The following is a 20,327-nucleotide window of genomic DNA, read 5'->3' on the forward strand; positions in this document are numbered from 1 at the left end:
TTGACGATTGAATTTGAATCAGATAGATTCAAAAATAATCAACAGACGTTCGATTTTTCCCGGGACCATTGGCCAATGGCACAAATCACCGAAACTCGCGTACTTACCGCGCACGTCCCGCTGCAACTGGCAGAAAAAGTCGACCTATGGGCCGCCAAATTGGAACGTTCCAAGGGATGGATCGTCAAGCAGGCATTGACCGCGTGGATCGACCAGGAACAGGAGCGAAGCCGACTGACGCACGAAGCGTTGGCGGACGTGGATGCCGGCCAGGTGATTGATCATCAAGCCGTTCAGGCTTGGGCGGACAGCCTGGGCACCGACGCTGCGCTACCGGTGCCCGTCCCTCGCCAATGAAAGTCCAGTGGACGAGCAAAGCGCTTTTCGATCTTGTCAGGCTGCACGAGTTTCTAGCCCCGGTGAACAAGCCGGCCGCCGCACGCGCAATACAGCAGCTCACGGCGGCGCCGAGCCGACTGGCGATCAACCCACGCATCGGCGAACGCCTGGAGGAGTTCGCACCGCGCGAAGTGCGACGGATTCTGGTGGGTCGCTATGAAGTGCGCTACGAGATCCAGGAGTCAACCATCTATGTGTTGCGGTTGTGGCACACGCGCGAGGACCGATAAGGCGGGCGAACGGGTCAGATTTTTCCTGAAGGGAGTGGCGCTCCTCAGCGCCGAGCAAGTCCTGATCCCGGTCCAAAGCGTCGGCATGGTCTCGGCGCAACGCTCCTTTTTTCGCATGGGCCGTCCTGGATGGGGCGCCTTCAGCCCGCGTGGTTGGGCGGAACGAAGGGCAAGGGGCGCAAGCAACGCACGGTGCCACTGTGGAAGACGCCCGTCTTGGAAGCTCGTGCCTTGGCTGCGGCTGAACCCGCAGTTACGCGGCCTAACGCCGCCGCTGCCCAACCGTGACGGGCACGCGATGACGCGATGTAACGTGGCGCAGCGTCTGGCACTTGCCGTCGCGCCGGCTTCAGCCAATGGCTTGGCAGGAAGACGGTGGCGCTGCAAGACGCGTGAGTACGCTTCTGGCGCCATGAATGAGCAACGTGCGTAGATAGGTGTCCCCTCGCTTACTGATGCCCAACATGCGTGTCTTGCCACCCGTTCCGGTGTGCGCAGGTACCGACCCAGTCAAGCAGCGAACTCGCGCCCGGATTTGAATGCATCGGCACGGCCCATTGCCGCGCTGGCTGCCGTGGCGGTTAACAAGCCCACGCCGGGGATCGCAAGGATGCGCTGCGCATTGCGGTGCCCATTTCGGTAGGCAACAATGGCGTGACGAAGGCCGGCGCATGGGCCGTAGGACTCGGCTTGGTTGGTTTCGCGATTGGCGCGACAGCACGCGCACGGACGGGAAGAACCCGGGCTTGCATGCGATCCAGCGTTCGCCGTCCGGCGACAAGCCTCCGCCCGGCACGATGCCATGCACATGGGGGTGGTGCGTCAGGGCCGACCCCCACGTGTGCAGCACCAGGGTTGCGCCGATCCTTGCGCCCAGGTGCCTCGGATCGGCCGCGATGGTCACTCGCCACGCCCGAGTGTGACGTCAAAGAAGAACTTCAAGCCGGTGATGGTTGCATTGAGCGTGATCGGCGAGACACCCTGATTGACCATGTGCAACTCGAAGCGCCGCAGATCCTCCACGGTTGCAGTGTCGTGAGAGCGCTGCAAAAAGCCGGCGAGATGCCGTACTGCGCGAATGTAGGTGGATTGAGTCTTGGGTTCGAGCTTGCGCAAGCGCATGTCGTCAAGCATGCGTTGGCGCAACGCAGAGACCGCTGGTGTCGCTGGGGTCATGATCGTGCTCCTGTCGAAGAACGAGGCCAATTGCCTCGCTCCGCAACATAGACAGGGGCGCAATGTTTGCCATCCGCCGCGGGCTCAGCGGCGGGCTACCGCGAGCGGTGCGAGCGGTTTAGACATCATGGTCGCTCGCTAAGCAGCGGGGGCTCGTCTCCGTTATCGTGGGTTGCGCACCGAAGTGCGCCGATCCACATACTGCAGAGAGTCTTTAGTCGAGCGGCCGCGGCGCTCCGACGACGATTCAGGGCGCAGCTCTTGCCCCGCGGCCGGTTGGCTAAAGATCCCGTTGGACTGAACCGCCCGCGCGGCGGTGGCACTATGGGGATTGAATCAGGAGCGTCCTGTCAAGAGCCCGCAGATCCGTGGCGCGAGCGCCGCAGAGTTGAACTCGACTTGGGGGCGCGAGCGGCGGCGGCACATGCAATGCCGGTCCCGCGTGGGCGCGACGACCATCTTCGCCGGCCATTGACGTGAGCACGCAAAGGCACCCCTGTGGCCGCGCACCAACGCAGCCGTACGTGCTGGCCCTGACGAATCCGGATCGCATTCATGGTGGCGTGCTCGGTGGACCACGTGGCAAGGTGCCCGGCAAGAAGGATTCAATGCGCACCATCTGGCCACGCCCGCAATGCGGGCAGTCGCGCAGCGACACGCCGGTGAGACGCTGGTAACGGTCCCGGTAGTCCAGCGCTGCATCGGGCAACTCGACGACCGGCGCTGGTGCCGCCAGCAATTGTCGACAGTGGTCGAGCTTGATCTCGCGGTAGCGGTTGGCCAGCAGGCCATAGTGGCGAATGCGCTGGAAGCCGGCCGGCAGTACATGCAGCAGGAAGCGACGCACGAACTCCTGAGCCTCCAGGCACATGACCTTGCGACGCGATTCGTGACGGTAATCCTTCCATGCAAAGGCGACACGACCGTCAGCGAAGTCGATCAGGCGGTTGTTGGAGATCGCCACCCGATGGGTGTAGCGCCCGAGGTAGTCCAGCACATGTTGCGGTCCACCGAAGGGCGGCTTGGCATACACGATCCACTCGGCCTGGGCGATAGGGGCCAGGTAGCGGGTGAAGGCGTCGGCATCCTGTAGCGCCGCAAGGCTGTTGAAGAAGCGCAGTTCTCCCTCGTCGAAGGCCTGCCGCAACTGTGTCAGGAAGAGGCGCCGGAACAGCCGCGACAGCACCCGCACCGGCAGGAAGAAGCCCGGCCGGCAGGCAATCCAGCGCTGGCCATCCGGGGCCACCCCGCCACCGGGCACGACGCAGTGCAGATGTGGGTGATGCAGCAGGTTCTGGCCCCAGGTATGCAGGATCGCAATGAACCCGATCTCAGCGCCCAGGTGCCGGCGATCGGCCGCGATGGTGCGCAAGGTCTCGGCGGTGGCGTGGAACAAGATATCGTAGATCATGGCCTTGTTCTGGTACGCGATGGCGGCGATCTCTTGCGGCACGGTGAAGACCACGTGGAAGTACTCGACCGGCAGCAGTTCGGCCTGCCGATCTTCGAGCCACTGCGCGCGCACCAGCGACTGACACTTCGGACAATGTCTATCCCTGCAGCTATTGAACGCGATGCGCTGGTGGCCGCAGGCATCGCACTGCTCGACATGACCTCCTAACTCCGCCGTGCGGCAGCGCTCGATGTTGCGCATGACACGGCGCTGCCCAGCGCTGATCGAGTCAGCGTGGTCATGACGATAGGCAGGCCCGACCTGGCGGAAGATGTCCGCCACTTCGAGCCCGGTGGCTCGCATCGCTGCGGGCTTCAGAACACCGGGGACGCAGTCGGCTCAGACGGCAGCGGCGCGACCTCAGGCAACAGATCCAGCGGGCTGGTCGTAGCGCACACCGTGCTGGTTGCGATCTTCAGGTAGCGCGAGGTGGTTGCCAGGCTGCGGTGGCCGAGCAGCAGCTGAATGCGACGCACGTCGGTGCCAGTCTCCAGCAGATGCGTCGCGAACGCATGCCGCAGGGAGTGCGGAGTGACCGGCTTGGCGATGCCGGCCGCTCGATGCGCCCTCTGGCACGCCAGCGCCACAGCGTTGCGCGAGATCGGCTGACCCGGGATGTCGCCTGGAAACAGCCAGGCATCGGGTCGCACGACCTTCCAGTACGACCGCAGCGCCTCCAGCAACCGCGGCGAGAGCATCACGTAGCGATCGCGATTGCCTTTGCCTTGACTGATCCGAAGCATCATGCGCTGGCTGTCGATGTCGGTCACCTTCAGGTGCGTGACCTCGGACACGCGCAGGCCGGCGGCATAAGCGGTCGTGAGAATCGTGCGCTGCTTCAGGCTGTCGACGCACGCCAGGAAATGCGAGACTTCCTCCGGGCTGAGAACAACCGGCAGCTTGAACGGCTTCTTGGGCATGGGGATGTCGTCCGGGGCCCACTCGCGCTTGAGCGTCACCTTGTACAGGAAGCGCAGCGCCGACGTCGCGATGCTGACCGAACTTGGAGCAAGTTTGCGAGCCTTCGTCAGATGAACTTGATAGGCCCGAACCTCCTCCGGTCCGAGTTCCTCAGGCGAGCGATGGAAGTGTCCTGCATAGAGCGAGACCTGTTGCAGGTAGGACAGCTGCGTGTTCTCGGCGAGGTTGCGAATGCCCATGTCTTCAAGCATCCGCTGGCGTAGCGGTGTCATGGCGAAGCTCCTTTGCAAGTGGAATGGATGAATTGCTGCGAACAGCGACTGCATCGTTCCGCATCGGGAACTTCTCGGGAATGCGCCCCAGGCGGGGTGGGCGCCCAGCCAGGCCTGCGATCAGGTACTACCGCACCAGCGGTTTAGACATCATGGTCGCTCGCTAAGCAGCGGGGGCTCGTCTCCGTTATCGTGGGTTGCGCACCGAAGTGCGCCGATCCACATACGGCTGGCTGGGCCAGCCGCAAACATGAAAGGAGACGAGCCATGGACGAGCGTATCAAGTATTTCGTTGGTTTGGACGCGCACAAGGACAGCGTCTCTGTAGCAGCCTGTGAGGCAAGCCGGGAGCCGGCCCGATTTGTCGGCACGATCGGGCCCGATGTGCGCGTGCTGCTCAAGCTGCTGGCAAAGGCCGGCGATCCGGCACAGGTCAGCGTGGTCTATGAAGCCGGTCCAACCGGTTACGGCCTGTACCGCGAACTATGCCGTCGGGGCTACCGATGTGAGATCGTTGCGCCATCGCTGATCCCGCGTCGCCCGGGTGATCGGGTCAAGAACGACCGGCGCGATTGCGCTCGGCTGGCCGAGTTGTCGCGCGCCGGTGAACTCAAGGCGATTTGGGTGCCGGACGAGGCACACGAAGCTATGCGCAATTTGTCGCGAGCTCGCGAGGATGCGGTCGGTATGCGGCTGAAGGCGCGCCAACAGTTGAAGGCGTTTCTTTTGCGCCAAGCCCGACGCTATCCCGGCAAGACGTCCTGGACCAAGAGCCACGAACGCTGGATCGCGGACCAACGCTTCGATCACGAAGCCGACCGCATCGCGTTGGCCGAATACCAACTCGCTGTACAGGCAGCCGAGCAGCGAGTGCAGCGCCTGACGATCGCGCTGACCAAGGCAACGCAAGAATGGCGCTTCGAGCCCGTCGTTGCAGCGCTGCGCGCCCTGCGCGGGATCGACACGGTCAGCGCCATCGGACTGGTCGCCGAGATCGGTGACATTGACCGCTTCAGCAGTGCGCGCCAGTTGATGGGCTATCTCGGCCTCGTGCCTTCCGAGCATTCCAGCGGCAATAGCATTCACCGCGGCTCGATCACCAAGACGGGCAATGCACATGCCAGGCGGCTGCTGACCGAGGCAGCGTGGAGTTACCGCTTCCCCGCACGGTTGAGCCGAAATTTGCGGGACCGCAGCGAATCGGTGCCGGAGGTGGTTCGCGATCATGCGTGGAAGGCGCAGGTGCGATTGTGTTCGCGCTATGCGCATCTGTCCTCGCGCGGCGTGCAAGTCAACAAGGTCTGTGTCGCAGTTGCACGCGAGCTGGCCGGATTTGTCTGGGCCATCGCCCACCAGGCCTCCCCTGCAACTTCATCAATTCATTGAATCAGCGCAACGGCAGGCGGCATCGGGTGATGCGGCACGATCACGATGGGAAGAATCCTCACACGGACTATCTACAGAAGGCCTTGGGCAACCTGCGCGTTTAGAGCGAGGCAGCTTCCATGACGGATAGATGCACGGTGGTAACCAACCCACGGATATCAGTCTGATCCATCGTCGCAGCATCAGACTTGTGGCGCATCACCCCATACCGCTTGCCAATGAAACCCGCACGAGCCTCCTTGACGAGAGCGACCATATCAGTCCAGCGGCCACAACCCGGCAGTCGCGCACCCTGTGCTCCGCAAAATCTCGTCTGCTGACGCGGGATACAGGCCTCGAGCGGTTGAACAGGAAAAGCGAGCGGCTCGGCGGCCAGCCGAGCTCTGCTACAGGGACGCTGTTGTCGGCACGACCGAGTACTCGTGGTGCAATCCACCCAACACGGGATTTGTGCTCGATGCGTTATGTTCAATCGTGCACAGCGCCTGGAAAGCCCGCGCCCGCTGAGACGCGGCGCCCGGATAGAACTCTCGTTTGATGATGACACTTTGTCGCTCGGGCTGGCCTGTCGCGCCGACTCGAGAAGGGGACCACCATGCCATTTTGCGGACCCTCGGCCGCGCGCATGCCGCCGCTGGATTTCTTGCTCGCCGACCAACTCGAACCGCCGAAGCGCATCGCGCGTCATCTGGGCGTGAGCCTGCGCACGCTATACCGCTGGAAGGCGCGCAGCAACGCGCCACGCGCGGCGTACCTGGCGCTGTGGTTCGAGAGCCGCCGGGGAGCATCTGAACTACACACGCAGGCCTTCAACGAAGTGCGCAATGCCCAGGCGCGCATCGCCTCGCTGGAAAGGGAAGGCGAGCGGTTGCGGCGGGTCATTCGAGTGCTGGAGGATGCGAAAAGATATCCGGCGGCGAATGTGGGGTTTTTCGATTATTCCAGTCTCGGCCGCGCGCGGCGTCAATCAAGACAGGTGTCGGCGGCGGCGAACTTTTGACCCAGCTGCCGAAATTGGACTAATCCTCTCCGTCACCTCGCAATCCAACTGCTGGCGATGGTTTCTAGGCCTGCGCGTGGGTCAACGAGATCCCGGCGTATGGGTCAATTCCGGACCGGCCGCAGCACATGCGCCGTCGTACTCAATCCTGTGCGAGTTTGACGTCCTCGAGAAACGGGCAGTCCTTGCGCAGGTCGGTCCAGACGCCCTCGCAGCCGTTGCAGGCCACCGTCAAGGCGCCGCCGCTCTTGGCCTTGCCGCGAAATTTCACGAAACCTTTCACGGTCAGGTCCTTGAAATTGAATGTTGGAGCCTTCGCCCCGCCTACGGCCTTGAGATGCAGCAGGAAAGCACGCAGGCGATGGGCGCAGATCTGCTCGACATGGACTTGGCCGCCCTTGCTCTCCTTGTTATGCACCGAGTAGACCGTCTTTTTTGGTTCGCGAGTTACGTTGCAAGCTGTGGTGACGAGGTAGTCGAAAACGGCGACCGGTTGCTTCGTTTCCACCACCTTCCAGGCGGTCGTCTTGGCATCCTTGCCCGTGGGCTGCTCCTTGGTCTTCACGATCTGCACAGTGGTCCACGTGAATTTCAAAAGCATGTAGCCAATGCAGTCGCAAACGCCCACTTCGGTGTTGTCCTTGACGATCGACTTGATCTTCGTGCCGTCGATCAATCCGTCTGGCCCGCCGTTGTTGGCGATCTCGTCGGTGATGGTGCCGCTGGCAATGGACTTGTTGAGCACCGGATGCCCCCCGAGCACCATATAGTCGCCCGAACGGCTGGCCGACAGAGTGATGTCCGGCGCCGCGCTGCCTTCCTCGATCTTGTAGCTGCGCACCACATTGCCGATTTCGGTTCCGAGGAATTTCATCGGTTCCGCCTGCGTCCAAAAGCGGGCGATCTTAGGCCGAAAGGCGTGTTACTGGGAGGGCTATTTACGTTGGAAGGTATGGCGCCCATGCGTATGAGCCTGCGGCCTGAGGCGTTGATCTGCAAATATTTAGATTAGGGTCCTTCGCTGCGAGAACTGCCAGCGCAAAGCAATGCGTTGGAAACACACGCGGCTGCGATCATCCAAGTAGCTCAACAACATGATCGCGCAAGATCATCGGGGCGTGAAGTCGCGCATCAACCCCATGCTCGGGTTCAAGGTCTTTGATCGCGCGGCGGTGACGATCGCTGGCGTGGAGTTGCTGTATCGCATCCGCAAGGGCCAATTCAAATCTCGGGCGGCTGCGCCTGCGAGGCCAAGCTGCGCCCGCAGTCTGGAACGTGGTGCTTTCGGCCTGACCGCCGTAACGCACTCGCGAAGTCGTTCGGCTGCGCGAAAAATTCGCACCCGAGCCCGTATGGAGGAGCACCTTGCGAGCCGCCTTCCGCACGTCAGATCGCCAGAACTGAGGCACGCGTGTGGGGCATGACTCCAAACAGTGTCCGCTCCCAAATTCCGCCGGCGCTTCCCCCCGAAGTGGTAGCGTTTTCTTTGGCAGCGTTGCAGCGCAGGCGTAGCATTCATCCAAGTCTTGAGGCAAGGTTCACGTCGAGGAGGTGCATCATGAGCGACAGTGCGCGCCAGCAGAAACTGCGTCCCGGACAGAAGGCGGCGCTAATCGTCACGGTGTCCATTCTGGTCGGTGTTGTGTCGTTCGCTGCTTCATTCGTTACCAGCTATCGCGAGCGCAGCCTTGACACCCGGCAGGCCGTCGGCGAGTTCGCCTCGACGCTCAAGGAGGCAGTGGGCAACAATGTGCCGGCAGGCTTGGCAACACCACCGGTCGCCAGCCCGGCCGCGTCCCCGCCGGGCTCCGAAGCAGCATTCGTGCGTGGCGCGACCGCCATCGCCAAACGCAGCGCCGATGACACCCGCGTCCTGAGATCGCAATTGGATACGATCGACTTGGGGTCGTTCCTGTCGGCAACCACGCTCACGAACCCCGAAAGAATCCTCAAGGCGCGGCAAGGCATCGAGGACTACAAAAGGCTTGTCGAGCAGCAGTACGCTCGGTCGAATGCGTACTACGCCGAGATGGAAACATACCTGCGAACCACTCGGGCACCTGGGGCGCTGGCTCAGGACGCGCTCGGGGGATTCCTGAAGGCAAGCACTGTTTCGAAGGCGGCCTACCAGGAATGGCGAGACGCGGAATTCGCGGTCGCTTCTTCGGTGATGGACATCCTGGATTTCGCGGGATCACGCCAGAAGACGATGAAGCTGCAAGGCAACGCGATCTCCTTCTCGAGCGGCGTCGATGGCAAGCGATACAACCAATTGCAGAACGCGCTCAGGGATACCGCAGCCCGAGAGGATGCGGTTGTCAGAAGACTCGGCCAACTCGAAAGCGACACTAGGGCCAATGCCGAGCAGCTTTCAGCATTGGCAAGCGGGAAGAAATGACGCGCATGCTGTCGTCCTGAGGGGGCTGCCCGTCCACACGCGCGTGACGGTTTGCCCACAACGGCTGATTGCGTCGCGTGTTGTATTTCCAGCAACAATGCTGGAGATATTGGCGTGAAGCAAATGCGATTGGCCCGAGGCGACAAAGAAGCGATTGCGGGCAGGGCGAATGCTGCTGGCGGGCAAGGGTTGCGCCGTTCCATGAGCGGGGGTTCGATTGCCGATGCATTCCCGACTCAGATTGCCTCTCGGCATCTTGAGATCCGGATGCTATTCGGCGATGGACGGCGAGTTCGAGATCTGATTGAAGAGGGGCTCGTGCTCGCCGACCAGGCGGCCTAACCCCCTTTGTGGATGGCACGGCCTCGTGCGCGGTGTAACTTTCGTCATTCCTGCGAATGGTGGTCGTGCAACGACGGTCCCGAATGCGGCGCTGGTGTAGTCAGTGGGTGGCAATCGTGCCCTGAGTGTTCCGTTTGACTGTCGTGCGTAACCGCCCGACTTGAGCTTCCGAAAATTTGGACCTGGCCCTGCGAGGGCCGATCGGCTGCTCGCTGCAGACTAGAAACCCAATTCGAAGGGAGAACACATTGCACGAGCTTGTGATACGGCCTGACTGGGCTCAACAAATCGGCCAGGTGCGTGCGAGCCTGACTGAGGACACGAACATCATCCGCTGGGGCAACACCTTCTACCGCTGCTGCCGCAGCGGGGCGCCAGTCGCGCTGCGCGTTGTCACACCCGATAGAACCGTGGCGCTATCACTGGAAATGCGCCCTAACGATCTGTACATCACGCGGGTGGGATTGGCCACGGAGATGGGCCGCTACGGGAGCCTCACAAGCGAGCTTTTCGTCAGTGCTCCGAAATTCGAGCACGCGGTACGAAGTTTGGCTGCCGGCAGTGTGCATGGCGATCAGGCTTTCGGACTGCGAAGCTTGGTGGTGTTCTGCGTGGCGGAGGCGCTTCGTTTCGACAGCCTGGCTCACGATGTCGGATTTGCCTTGCTCTCGGTGAATGTGGCTGGTGGGGCCAGAGCCATGCCGCTGGGCCACTGGTGGCCCACCGTGCACGCTTGGGGCCAAGCCTGTGACGCGGTCTGGGCAGAGCTTGATGTCGATCTTCGGCGCGCTTCTCTATTGCCGGCGGCATTACGCAAGGGCCAGGATCGCACCCGGTCAGCCCGGGCAACGTATAGCCGTATGAGTGCCGATTTGCTCAACGCCGCCAGGGGAGCTGCCGTGCTGAAGCTGCCGTGACAAGCTTTCTCGAACGTCCAAGTGATGAGTGGAGTTTTTTCAACAGTTGACTGGCCAAAGCTGGGGCAGACATGCTGGGGCAACTGGCGGGACTCCATCTTCAGAACAGCACCACAAGCTCTCGCCTGTGTTCGCGACACACTTTCGTCGACGCGCAGGATCGGCCGTGCCCTGCGAGCGAAACGATTCCAGCGCTTCTCGAACACGAGCACGAAACGTTGGGCCCAGCGCACGATGGTCGAGTGGGCCAATACCAAGCCGCGCTCGGCCATCATCTCCACCAGGTCGCGACGGCTGAGCTTGTAGTGCAGGACCCGCGCACGCATATGGTGCTCTATGCCCGCCGCGTGATGGCCGTGGTTTGAAAATCCGCTTTCAAGCTCTCGAACAGTGACCACGACGGAATGGGCATCTTCTGGACCTGGAGTGCCTGGCCCGTGCACTTGGTCCAAGGGCCGACATTGAGACTTCCTGGTTTGACACTGTAGACTGCCGTATGGGTGGCCAGGGAATCCGTCGGTATGAACAGCCAATGGTCTCCAGCCTGCACCCGTTTGACAGTCCGGTTGAATACGCTGACGAGAAGGGTTCCATCCCTGCATGCCGACAGCGAGATCAGCCCTTTCAGCGGGGGGTAGGTGGTTGTTTCCCAATTGTTGTACAGCCACTTGTTTCCATCGTGCCGGCTCTGGTCGCCGACCAGGTCATTGGCCGAATATTCCATCCACCGGGGCGACTTGATATTGCCGCGGATGCAAGCGATCACCGAGGCGTGCGTGGCACAGGCGAAGCCTTGCGGCCGGAACACCCACACATAGTACGGATCGGCATCGATTCCGCTGTAGCTGCCCCAGGGAGACGGCACGTAGCAACGTTCGTTCGACTGGTCGACGTAGATGTCGCCGGAAGCTGCAAGCGCCCCATACAGGATGGAGTTGTAGTGGTCGACACCGCCCAGGAGCAAAGGCGGCATGGCGCCCTTGTCGGGATCGTCGGTCAAGGGTGTAGGCGGGTGCGTGATCGCACGCACGTTGACGACCCCGGATTTGGTGGGCGGTTGCCAGTTGCCGATGGTGAGCTTGTTATCGGCATCCAGTTCGAACAGCTTGACGGAGCCGCTGCCGTTTCCTTCGTTGCGTGCTGCGTAGATGAAGGTTCCCTTGGGATCCTTGGGGGATGGAAGCGCCCAGACATCATGAAATTTGTCGGGGCATATCGACGCCTGACCGGAGATTTCGACCTTGGCCGGATTGATCCGCCCGTGTTCGATGTCCCCGTTGTCGGAGGCAGTCCAGTGCTCGCAGAAGAAGATGTGATAGGACGGCTTCAGCGAGCCCGCATCCCCCTTGGGAACGGTGATGGAGAACCTGTGGCCGCGAGCGCCATAGCCGATGGGCAGGTTCTTCCAGTCGCCGGACTGCACGTTCTTTCGCCCGGTGGCAGCGTAGATATACCTGTCGGTGCCGAGGTGGACGTACAGCCCGCGACTCTGGGCGACCGGCTCGATCTCCTTCATGAATTGCCGCATCAACTTGTTCCCGTCGCTCCAGACCTCGGGAATTGCGCGCACCATCGCCCTCAGCTTGATCAAAAGATTGTTGATTTCGTCGAAATCGTGGCTGCTTTTAGGGTAAAGCGGATTGCTGCTGGACGCCTCTTCCAGCCGCTTCAGCAACAACAATTCATTGGCCATGGACGCCAGCGCCATGTTGGCCAAGAGCGAATCGGAATAGGTCCGGCAGAAAACTCCGAGAATTTCCGGCCATATTTCAGCGTCGTGGTTTTTCTCGTCCTTCAGCCATTCCGCAGTGTGCCATTTCTTGTACAAGGCCGAGACCTTGTTGAAGGCCAGATTGATCGAAGTAATGTCGACCTTGAGATCCGTGCGGAAATCCCAAAGATCCTTCTGTGTCGTGAGAGGACTCTCCAGATGCCGCGGCAGAATCGACCTGATCCTGTAGATCGTGGTCGTAAATTCATACACGGCATCCGAATCCGCGAGGGCATCGCGCAATTCGTCGTCGGCTTTCAGTGCTTTGATTGCGTCAAGGATCTGGTCTTTGAGGGATGGCTGTTTCGGTCCGAAATAGGTCAGGAGCTGGCCGACGATGGTGAAGATCGCCCCGAAAGCCGCGCCATACGGTCCTGCCCCGGCCGACAGGCTGCCCAGGATCTGCACGCCCGAGGCGCAGATATCCATGATTGCGGCACTGCCGTTGATGTAGTCGCCGGACTTGAATGCGGACGCCGCAGAAAGCACGCCCTTGACCATGTTGGGCAAATTCTTGTTGATGGCATCCGTCACGTCCTTGGCATATTTCAGGTCGGCAGCGGATGAATTCTTGTCGTTCAAGATGCTTTGCGCATCTTCATAATTCATCTGGATCTCACGCGTTGCAATTGCAAATGCGATTGCCTGCTCCTGATCCATGGCAGCCTGCGCATGCACTGCCATCAGCTCGATTTGTTCTTTAATTTGTGCAAGAGTGGGGTCGGTAGCCATGTGAAATCCTTTCGTCGCTTATGCAAGCGTAACTCGGTCGTGGGAAAATACCGCTATCGGATCAACGCTAACACAGGGGTGTGACGATGTATGAATCTTTTGGCAAGAAAGTATTGGTGAGGGCATGCGGAGGCAGGCAATTACCTATTGCAATTTGAAGCGAAGTCCTGCATACGCTCCACGGAAAAATTAGGTTTATTTTTGCCCCTTGCCCCTCAAGACGCGATCCACGACACTTGGCCGGCCATCACGGCACCTGGAAACCTACGATGGCCAAGCTGATCTCGGATCGCACGAAGATTGACAAAATGCGTTTCCAGCGCCAGGCAGCCGAGCAGAAGCTCGCGAAGCGGCTGTACGAGGCCTTTGCCGCTCCAGCGGCAATGGGCAAACTGCGCACCGTGGGCACGCGCGTGGTCAGCGAGATGATCGAGTTCGAGGATGTGTCGCTGGAGAAGGTACTTGACGAATGCCAAGTGCTGGACATCTTCAAGAGCAAGCGCTTCGCATCGCTGGACGACTTGCTTAAGGGCGCCGATACGCTGACGCCAAGCGACATTGCCGACATCATCTACATCTGCGGTGAATGGGTGCTGGCCGGCGGGGGTACGCGCAGTGGCGAGTGGCCGGCCAATGAAATCCAAGGCGCCTACAAGGTCGGCATCACGCCCGATGAGCCCGTCGGGGGCAGCGACGGCTGGGCTTACCAGCACGCGACCGATGCGCAGAAGGCCGTGTGGAAGCAGGAGCCGGGTGGTCGCTACCGCGGCGCCTGGAGCCAGCCAATGGAGCCACACATCGCGGAGTCGCTCGGCCCAGGCAGCACGCCCGGCATCAATGTCAAACGTTCACTCGAAGGCAGCACGGTGCTGACAGTCGACCGGCTCTTCGGTCTGCTGCGCGGCGCGGATATCTCTGGCAGCGCCACCGAAGGCGCGTCGATCCTGGAGAGATGGGGGTCGGACCTGCTGCATTCGGCGTATTACCTGTTGCCGCTGGCGACGCTGGTCTACAACGCCCACCACACCGTGCTCGAGGTCGCGCTCACGCTTTCGTTGAACGGCATCAACGACTATCACGTCGGCTTCTACACGACTCTGTTGCCCAATGGTGCGCCGGCGGAACTTGGCGATGTCGTCCCGGCGCTCAGGGAGGCAGAGGAACGGGTCGAGCACTTCGTTATCTTCTACGAGAACATGCAGCCTGCCGGCTGCCTGCTGTTCGACCAAGCGTGGGAGACGAACCTGCTGAAGGGCTCGGATTTCAGCAACGCCGTGAAGATGCTGGCGCAGGCGCAGCGGCTACAGGGCTTTCCGTCTCGTGACGACGTCCTCGGATTGCTGCGTGCCATGGCCCCGGCGCTAGCGGCCGACCTGCCCGACGGAATGAACGATTCCAGCGCAAGGCCCAGCCAGTGAGGCGCGGGAACCTTGAGCCTCGTTGCGCGGCGTTCTTGTGCAGCGCAAACTGCGTGTCTCAATCGATGGAGTGACCGCCATGGCCTGGAATATCGGGAAATCCATCTTGGGCACCGGGGAAATGAGGGTTGACGTCGAGCGCGAGGCGGATGTGATCTTCGCTGCAGCGTTCATCGGCGCGACGCTGTTCCAGAACAGGAAGAACAGCGGTCTTGCCTGGCGCGTGGACATGGACCCCAGCACCGAGCTCGGCACGAATCGCGATGCGCGCACGGCGGACGATCGCGCATTCATGAAGGGCCTGAACGATGCCTGCGCGAAGGTAAACCACCTGGTGCGGACCGAGCTTGCAAAAGACGAAGGCGGCCTGGTCTGGGGCCTCGCGCCCACCTTCAATCGGGGCGGCATGATCCAGGCCGGCGAGGGCGCCCGCAGCGAATACCGGAGATTCAAGCCTGCGTACGCCAGATCCGCCTTCAGGTACCTCAGCGCGGCCCGGCGAGCCGCCAAGGAAGGGCAACGCGCCGAGGAGATGTACATCGGACGCGGCGCCTACTGCGGACTGGTGGTGGACAACGACGGGAACGCCGTCACTGCCATGAGCACCATCTGCACGACGCTCGACGAGCACACGCCCGGCATCGGAGAACGATGGAGACCGCCGGCCGACGCCGATGTTCGCGCGGCGCAATATCCGGCCGAGGCACGGACGGCGACATGGGGCCTGATCGGCGGCGCGGCGCTGCAGGCGACGCTGGCGCAGCAGGGCATGCGCTTCTACCCGCAATCGGATGGCCAGCTGGTGCCGCTCGACGTCGACACGGACATCGTCGGCTACACCCACGGCATGATCCGCTGCGTCTACGAAACCGTGCGAATGGGCCAAGGGACTGCATTCGAGATGTCGATCGGCGTGGAGACTTTCAAGTTGGCGTCGTGCATGGCTTGCAGTTGCTTCATGGTGGCCAATGACGTGGAGGCATCGTCGACCCATCTTGGCCGGGGTGAATCATGGTCGCCCTACTTCAGCAGCGAGTCGCACAACCCGTCCTACCACGCGGACAAGATGCGCATCGACGACGCGATAGCACACTGCAATTCAAGGTACTCGACTTTCATGCATCGCTGCCTGCAGGACGGTGTGGCCGCCATGACGAAGCGGCCCTCGTGGATCAACGAGCGGCACATTGAAGCGCTCTCCGCCCTGGACCGTCGGCTGGCGGCAGGTGCGACGGCGAACAACACCGTGGCACGCGACCTTTTCCTGGACGCGATGACGTACCACAAGGGCGACCTGGACCGATTGAATAGCACGCTCGACTTCGGAAGCGATGCGCGTCCCTTTTGCAACGAGGGCCACGACTGGTCATGCGTCACGCACTCCGGACCTGTCGGCGGCAGAAGTTGGGAGACCTGGGTGAACCCGCACACCGACGAAGAAGTCCTGGCGCTGCACACCGCGCCGGAGCCGCTGGTCTAAGGCCAACGCGATCTCCGTCGGTAGCGTGAACAGGCTCTAACCCGGAAATTTCACCAGTAGAGGGTCGGCAGCCTCGTGCCGAAGCGCGTTGACATTGGTTGATCCGAAATCAACTGAATGTCGCCGTCGGCCATCAAACTCTGCTCCAGTAATGGTGTGTGCTGCCCAAGGGGAGTGGAGTGCAATGGAAAGTCTCCCTGTGGTCAGGCGTATGCGTTCGCGTGTTTGCCGATGTAGGAGTTCAAGGCGTCAAGAAGGCCGTCGCTGACATTGCGCACGATGAAGTTGAAGGTCTCCTGCTCGTCGATGTCGTGCTTGTCCGCCACAGCGAGTTCAACCCCCCTGAACTGTCGGTTGTAGCTGTCGCGCAGGAACTCGTTGCTCACATCGCCCTCGCCGAATGCGTCAACTTCGCGCTCGGCAATCAATCTGACGATCTCTCGCTGAGACTGGCCGGGATCATTGATCAACGACGACAGATCGGCGAGGTACAGCAATGCCTTGCGGTTCGGGTAGCGAATCTGCGCGTCGTAATCTGCGGTCGAGCCTTGCGTCGCGACGATCCGCATGCCCTCGCCGCGAAGGGCACCCTCGGCTTCGAAACGCGGCTGGTCCTCTAAGCGAACGAGCAAGGTCCGTTTAACCCGGAAATATGGACGGGTCCAAGAGGCGCCCTCGCCGATTGGCCGGTTAACGCGCTGCATGATGCCAGCGCCAGCAATGTCGCACTCGTCATTGCCTGGCCGCAGCCACAGCGCGTCGAAGGGTCGCTCGAGGGTCATTATTTTTAAGCCGATGCTGTCGGCAAACCGAGTCAGGAAGCCGACGTCGAATCCGGTGAGAACTCCGAACTTGTCTCGGTAGCAAACGGGCGCAAAGCCCCCATAGGTGCAGATGGTAAGGACATTGGGAATCAGCGTCCTAACAGCGACAGTTGACATGGCGGCTTTCGTGATGGTCAGGCGCAATTTGCCGGGTGTCGACCGGCGGCGATCCAGATGCGAAGCGCGGCTGCGCGGTATGTTGCGTAGGCGCAGGACAGGCCACCCCGTTCCGTGGCGTAGCCACCATCATCGTTGCGCAAGGAAGTGACGTACGCATCGAGAGCATCAAGGTCGATCCGCGAACACTGACCGAGCATGTCAAATGCCCGCACGATGGTGTACGTGGCGTCGAGGTCGACAACGCTGCCGCTGCCGCAGAAGCCGCCAGGGGAGCGTTGGGCTGCGAGCAGGGCCTGCGAGAAACTCGTGTCCTCTAAAGGAGGCAGGCCGGCCCGCATGGTGCTGATGAACGCCCTGGCAAGGGCAATGGTGGGGAGGATGACGACTGACCAGCAAGAACCTGCGTGAAATACCAGGTCGCTCCGGGTGCCATTGGCAGACCCGATGCGTGGACTGCAGCAAGGACGAAGTAGTACTCGACTGGCCCATTCGCTTGGGCATACATGAAGTCGATCGTTTGTTGAACGCTCGGCAACAAAGCTGGCGCCTGAACGCCCTGAAGGCTCGCAAGCTCGGCGATTGCCATCACAGCCATGGCCGAGGCCTTCACCGACGGCGCGTCGTTGTCGGTGTTCGCGAACGCAGCCGCCTCGGACCGCGCATGCTCGCACACGAAGGCGAGCGTCCTGGAAGGGTGATCCGGCGCGCCACCAAGCAGACGCAGGGCGCGTAGGGCCATGTTGGTGCTCGCCACACTCGGCAGTGGCGCTTCAGGATCTTCGCGAAAGCCGCCATCGCTCGATTGGAGGCGCCGAAGAAACGCGATCGAATCGGGTTCCAGCCCGTCTTGATGATTAGATTCGCTCTGCACGCAACCCCCTGGGTGGATCCGATCTGAGTCGGAGGGACAGCATGGGACGTCCATAAACGAACGGTCGCCCTTGCCTGCAAGAGTCGCCCGCACTTCTCGACGACCTGCGGAGGGTAACGTGAATCGGCCAGGATGTCCCAATTTCGTCTACCGCAGACGCACTGTCGCCATGCCGACAGGACCACGCCAATGTCACAGAACCTCAGGATGGATCCGCCCGTGTCAGGGTCGCAACCTGCCGCCGAAAGTCACGTCCAGCGGGACACCGCTGTTGAAGTCAGCTTCTATGAGGACTCTTTTGTCAAGCCTTTTTGATCAATGAATCGATGACCGAAGTCGCATGGCGGCGCCTTTGTGTTGCTGAGCCGTGTGGGACAGCGGGGGCGACGCATCCTGATCCGTGGTCGGGGTATGACGAGCGTTCGAGCCAATGGCTCGGACAAGCTTCTATCCGTGCAGGCGAACACCCTGCACCTCATGCTGCATGCGCGTGAAGCGCATTGGAAAACCCCGGTTACCGGCGCGCCCCACCTAAAAAAGCGGTCACTTTGGTGCCGTGACCCACTGACTTCTCGGGCGCGTCGACCTTTGATCATGATGCGACGATTCGACGATTGGCTGCTTCGAAACAAGGCCCGCGTGGGATTTCAAGCGGCTGGCTTGAGCGACGCTCCAGCCGGAATCTCGCCGTACTGCAGATAGCGCCACAAGGCGATCGCCAGCTTTCTTGCCAGGGCAACGATGCCCACTCTGCGCATGCGCTTGCCACCCGCAGCGAAGCGCCGGTTGAACCATTCGGTCAAGGCGCTGCCGGGCTGCCAGCGAAGCCAACTCCAAGCTTGTTCGACAAGCAGCGCACGCGCTCGTTTGTTGCCGGCCTTGCTGATGCCCTGCTCAATCTGGCTGCTGCCGCTGGCATACGGCGTGGGTGCCAACCCGAGGCAGCCGGCCAGCTCGCGCCGGTTGGCGAAGCGCCGCCATCCAAACACCTCCTTGACCAACACCCACGCGCCTTTGGGCCCGATGGCTCTTAGCAGGACCAGTTGCGCCACCAGCGGCTGCTTGCCATTGGCCATTTCCTGGCGCCGCTCGACTTCCATGGCCTTGACCTGCTGCTTGACCAGCGTCAGCCGTGCACTCTCGCGCTCGATCTCCGCACGCAGGATCGGTGGCACCTGCTCGCAATGACGTTCCCACCAGCGCGCCCAGTCGCGTCCGCCGATGATGACGTTCGGACGCAGGTTGTGCAGCACCAGCAGCGAACTGATTCGGTTCGTGTGCGAGGTTCGCTCCTGTGTCAGCCGGCCGAGTTCGCGATGCGTGCGGCGCGCGTCTTCGTCCTCAGGCGTGGGCTCATACAGCACCGACCACACACGCTCGCCACGATGATGGCGCAGCAACATCGTCAGTAGCTTGTCGCCGTCGAGTCGATCGGTTTTGGCGCGCCTGGCATGTCGGCTCACCTCGATGCTGGAATCGCAGTTGCAATCGTTCGCGCGCAGCCGCTCTTTGCCGGCAGGGCTCAGTGAGAGAGCGCGCATCATCCTGAGCAGTGCCGATGGCGAGCTCAACAAGTCGATTGCCCAACGACTGAAGCTCACCAACGCGACGGTGGGCAAGTGGCGCATGCGCTTCATCGAACGGCGTATTGCCGGGCTCTACGACGACGTTCGCCCTGGCAAGCCACGCACGATCGACGATGAGCGTATCGCGCAGTTGATCAAGACGACGCTGCACACCAAGCCCGCCGATGGGTCGACGCACTGGAGCGTGCGATCGGTTGCCTCCGAGACCGGCATTTCCAAGACCAGTGTGCAGCGCTACTTCCAACTCTTCGGGCTGCAACCTCATCGCAGCGAAGGCTTCAAACTCTCGACCGACCCTTTCTTCATCGAGAAGCTGCGCGACGTGGTCGGCCTGTACCTGAGCCCGCCGGAGAACGCGCTGGTGCTCTGCGTGGACGAGAAGAGCCAGTGCCAGGCGCTTGAACGCACGCAGCCGATGTTGCCCATGGGATTGGGCTACGTGGAAGGCGTGACGCACGACTACAAGCGCCACGGAACGACCACGCTGTTCGCTGCGTTGAACGTCCTCAACGGCGCCGTGCTCGCCACCTGCAAGCCGCGTCATCGACATCAAGAGTTCCTGGGATTCTTGCGCGAGATCGACAAAGCCGTGCCGCCCGAGTTGGACATCCACTGCATCGTCGACAACTACGCCACCCACAGTCATCCGACGACCAAGGCTTGGCTCGCGAGCCGGTCTCGCTGGCACTTGCACTTCATCCCGACCTACAGTTCATGGCTCAACCAGGTCGAGCGATTCTTCGCGCTGATTACGGACAAGGCCATTCGCCGCGGCTCGTTCACCAGCGTCAAACAACTCGTGCAGCGCATCGATCATTTCGTGACGCATCACAACGCGAATTGCCAGCCTTTTCGTTGGACTGCCACTGCTGATTCGATCCTCGAAAAGCTGCATCGACTTTGTTCACGTATCAGCGGGACAGCACACTGATATGGTCGCTCCCGTCAAGGGGGGCACGGGATTGAATTGTTGGGCCAATAGCACGGGGTGATGCGGCACAAGTCTGCTGCTGCGACGATGGATCAGACTG

General features: G+C 61.4%; 17 protein-coding genes and 6 pseudogenes. 11 read left to right on the forward strand and 12 right to left on the reverse strand.

The window, feature by feature from the left end:
* Complete coding sequence (locus WKW80_RS33070; RefSeq protein ID WP_340367822.1) at nt 1-357, forward strand: CopG family ribbon-helix-helix protein; 357 nt, start codon at nt 1-3, stop codon at nt 355-357.
* Nucleotides 354-629: a type II toxin-antitoxin system RelE/ParE family toxin gene (locus tag WKW80_RS33075; protein ID WP_340367823.1), complete on the forward strand. Its 276-nt coding sequence runs from the start codon at nt 354-356 to the stop codon at nt 627-629. The genes WKW80_RS33070 and WKW80_RS33075 overlap by 4 nt, the downstream gene beginning before the upstream one ends.
* A gap of 388 nt (nt 630-1,017) precedes the next feature.
* Here WKW80_RS33075 and WKW80_RS33080 read toward each other — a convergent pair.
* The 5 genes and pseudogenes from WKW80_RS33080 to WKW80_RS33100 form a co-directional block, all read right to left on the reverse strand.
* Nucleotides 1,018-1,244, reverse strand: a pseudogene (locus WKW80_RS33080) (transposase); the annotation flags it as partial.
* A gap of 49 nt (nt 1,245-1,293) precedes the next feature.
* Nucleotides 1,294-1,533 (reverse strand): annotated as a pseudogene (locus WKW80_RS33085) (transposase); the annotation flags it as partial.
* Nucleotides 1,533-1,805, reverse strand: a pseudogene (locus WKW80_RS33090) (site-specific integrase); the annotation flags it as partial. The pseudogenes WKW80_RS33085 and WKW80_RS33090, both read right to left, overlap by 1 nt.
* 553 nt (nt 1,806-2,358) lie before the next feature.
* Nucleotides 2,359-3,561, reverse strand: a complete 1,203-nt coding sequence (locus WKW80_RS33095) for an IS91 family transposase (RefSeq protein ID WP_340367824.1) — start codon at nt 3,559-3,561, stop codon at nt 2,359-2,361.
* Nucleotides 3,562-3,572: 11 nt separating this feature from the next.
* On the reverse strand, nt 3,573-4,505 hold the full coding sequence (locus WKW80_RS33100) for a tyrosine-type recombinase/integrase (protein ID WP_340367825.1): 933 nt from the start codon (nt 4,503-4,505) through the stop codon (nt 3,573-3,575).
* Between the two features lie 213 nt (nt 4,506-4,718).
* Between WKW80_RS33100 and WKW80_RS33105 the strand changes: the two genes are divergently transcribed.
* On the forward strand, nt 4,719-5,837 hold the full coding sequence (locus tag WKW80_RS33105; RefSeq protein WP_340367826.1) for an IS110 family RNA-guided transposase: 1,119 nt from the start codon (nt 4,719-4,721) through the stop codon (nt 5,835-5,837).
* Nucleotides 5,838-6,462: 625 nt separating this feature from the next.
* Entirely contained in the window at nt 6,463-6,837 is a 375-nt protein-coding gene (locus WKW80_RS33110) for a helix-turn-helix domain-containing protein (protein WP_340367827.1), read from the forward strand.
* A gap of 142 nt (nt 6,838-6,979) precedes the next feature.
* Here the strand turns inward: WKW80_RS33110 and WKW80_RS33115 are convergent, their stop codons facing one another.
* Nucleotides 6,980-7,681 (reverse strand): hypothetical protein, encoded by a 702-nt coding sequence (locus WKW80_RS33115; protein ID WP_340367828.1) that lies wholly within the window; start codon nt 7,679-7,681, stop codon nt 6,980-6,982.
* A gap of 241 nt (nt 7,682-7,922) precedes the next feature.
* On the opposite strand from WKW80_RS33115, the pseudogene WKW80_RS33120 reads away from it, so the two are divergent.
* From WKW80_RS33120 to WKW80_RS33135, 4 genes and pseudogenes are all read left to right on the forward strand, one after another.
* Nucleotides 7,923-8,130: pseudogene (locus tag WKW80_RS33120) on the forward strand (DDE-type integrase/transposase/recombinase); the annotation flags it as partial.
* A gap of 265 nt (nt 8,131-8,395) precedes the next feature.
* Complete coding sequence (locus WKW80_RS33125; RefSeq protein WP_340367829.1) at nt 8,396-9,235, forward strand: hypothetical protein; 840 nt, start codon at nt 8,396-8,398, stop codon at nt 9,233-9,235.
* A gap of 114 nt (nt 9,236-9,349) precedes the next feature.
* Nucleotides 9,350-9,577, forward strand: coding sequence for a hypothetical protein (locus WKW80_RS33130; protein WP_340367830.1), 228 nt, complete (start codon nt 9,350-9,352; stop codon nt 9,575-9,577).
* Nucleotides 9,578-9,825: 248 nt separating this feature from the next.
* Nucleotides 9,826-10,494 carry a hypothetical protein gene (locus tag WKW80_RS33135; RefSeq protein WP_340367840.1) on the forward strand — a complete coding sequence of 223 codons (669 nt, stop codon included), beginning with the start codon at nt 9,826-9,828 and terminating at the stop codon, nt 10,492-10,494.
* A 223-nt stretch (nt 10,495-10,717) separates the two neighbouring features.
* Here WKW80_RS33135 and WKW80_RS33140 read toward each other — a convergent pair.
* Both WKW80_RS33140 and WKW80_RS33145 read right to left on the reverse strand, forming a co-directional pair.
* Nucleotides 10,718-10,805, reverse strand: a pseudogene (locus tag WKW80_RS33140) (IS6 family transposase); the annotation flags it as partial.
* A gap of 23 nt (nt 10,806-10,828) precedes the next feature.
* A complete protein-coding gene (locus tag WKW80_RS33145; RefSeq protein WP_340367831.1) occupies nt 10,829-12,997 on the reverse strand; it encodes a hypothetical protein in 2,169 nt (722 codons plus the stop codon).
* Between the two features lie 269 nt (nt 12,998-13,266).
* On the opposite strand from WKW80_RS33145, the gene WKW80_RS33150 reads away from it, so the two are divergent.
* Together WKW80_RS33150 and WKW80_RS33155 are read left to right on the forward strand one after the other, a co-directional pair.
* Entirely contained in the window at nt 13,267-14,415 is a 1,149-nt protein-coding gene (locus WKW80_RS33150) for a hypothetical protein (RefSeq protein WP_340367832.1), read from the forward strand.
* Between the two features lie 79 nt (nt 14,416-14,494).
* The gene (locus WKW80_RS33155) at nt 14,495-15,895 is read left to right on the forward strand and encodes a hypothetical protein (RefSeq protein WP_340367833.1); all 1,401 of its coding nucleotides are present in this window, start codon (nt 14,495-14,497) and stop codon (nt 15,893-15,895) included.
* Nucleotides 15,896-16,098: 203 nt separating this feature from the next.
* Here the strand turns inward: WKW80_RS33155 and WKW80_RS33160 are convergent, their stop codons facing one another.
* The 4 genes and pseudogenes from WKW80_RS33160 to WKW80_RS33175 all read right to left on the reverse strand — a co-directional run.
* The gene (locus WKW80_RS33160; protein WP_340367834.1) at nt 16,099-16,836 is read right to left on the reverse strand and encodes a transporter substrate-binding domain-containing protein; all 738 of its coding nucleotides are present in this window, start codon (nt 16,834-16,836) and stop codon (nt 16,099-16,101) included.
* A gap of 17 nt (nt 16,837-16,853) precedes the next feature.
* On the reverse strand, nt 16,854-17,177 hold the full coding sequence (locus tag WKW80_RS33165; RefSeq protein WP_340367835.1) for a prenyltransferase/squalene oxidase repeat-containing protein: 324 nt from the start codon (nt 17,175-17,177) through the stop codon (nt 16,854-16,856).
* Entirely contained in the window at nt 17,153-17,710 is a 558-nt protein-coding gene (locus WKW80_RS33170; RefSeq protein WP_340367836.1) for a hypothetical protein, read from the reverse strand. The genes WKW80_RS33165 and WKW80_RS33170 overlap by 25 nt, the downstream gene beginning before the upstream one ends.
* 647 nt (nt 17,711-18,357) lie before the next feature.
* Nucleotides 18,358-19,185 (reverse strand): annotated as a pseudogene (locus tag WKW80_RS33175) (IS110 family RNA-guided transposase); the annotation flags it as partial.
* Between WKW80_RS33175 and WKW80_RS33180 the strand changes: the two are divergent.
* Entirely contained in the window at nt 19,178-20,227 is a 1,050-nt protein-coding gene (locus tag WKW80_RS33180; protein WP_340367838.1) for an IS630 family transposase, read from the forward strand. The pseudogene WKW80_RS33175 and the gene WKW80_RS33180 sit on opposite strands and share 8 nt — an antisense overlap.
* Nucleotides 20,228-20,327 lie beyond the last annotated feature (100 nt).

Origin of the sequence: Variovorax humicola (assembly GCF_037889915.1) — a bacterium.
Taxonomy (GTDB): Bacteria; Pseudomonadota; Gammaproteobacteria; order Burkholderiales; family Burkholderiaceae_C; genus Variovorax; species Variovorax humicola.

Bases quoted from the DNA above. Each gene is read 5' to 3' on its own strand.
- WKW80_RS33180 (WP_340367838.1), top strand. From the start codon at position 19,178: ATGCTGGAATCGCAGTTGCAATCGTTCGCGCGCAGCCGCTCTTTGCCG.
- WKW80_RS33145 (WP_340367831.1), bottom strand. From the start codon at position 12,997: ATGGCTACCGACCCCACTCTTGCACAAATTAAAGAACAAATCGAGCTG.
- WKW80_RS33150 (WP_340367832.1), top strand. From the start codon at position 13,267: ATGGCCAAGCTGATCTCGGATCGCACGAAGATTGACAAAATGCGTTTC.
- WKW80_RS33155 (WP_340367833.1), top strand. From the start codon at position 14,495: ATGGCCTGGAATATCGGGAAATCCATCTTGGGCACCGGGGAAATGAGG.
- WKW80_RS33105 (WP_340367826.1), top strand. From the start codon at position 4,719: ATGGACGAGCGTATCAAGTATTTCGTTGGTTTGGACGCGCACAAGGAC.
- WKW80_RS33095 (WP_340367824.1), bottom strand. From the start codon at position 3,561: ATGCGAGCCACCGGGCTCGAAGTGGCGGACATCTTCCGCCAGGTCGGG.
- WKW80_RS33165 (WP_340367835.1), bottom strand. From the start codon at position 17,177: ATGCGGGCCGGCCTGCCTCCTTTAGAGGACACGAGTTTCTCGCAGGCC.
- WKW80_RS33100 (WP_340367825.1), bottom strand. From the start codon at position 4,505: ATGCAGTCGCTGTTCGCAGCAATTCATCCATTCCACTTGCAAAGGAGC.
- WKW80_RS33075 (WP_340367823.1), top strand. From the start codon at position 354: ATGAAAGTCCAGTGGACGAGCAAAGCGCTTTTCGATCTTGTCAGGCTG.
- WKW80_RS33160 (WP_340367834.1), bottom strand. From the start codon at position 16,836: ATGTCAACTGTCGCTGTTAGGACGCTGATTCCCAATGTCCTTACCATC.
- WKW80_RS33110 (WP_340367827.1), top strand. From the start codon at position 6,463: ATGCCGCCGCTGGATTTCTTGCTCGCCGACCAACTCGAACCGCCGAAG.
- WKW80_RS33125 (WP_340367829.1), top strand. From the start codon at position 8,396: ATGAGCGACAGTGCGCGCCAGCAGAAACTGCGTCCCGGACAGAAGGCG.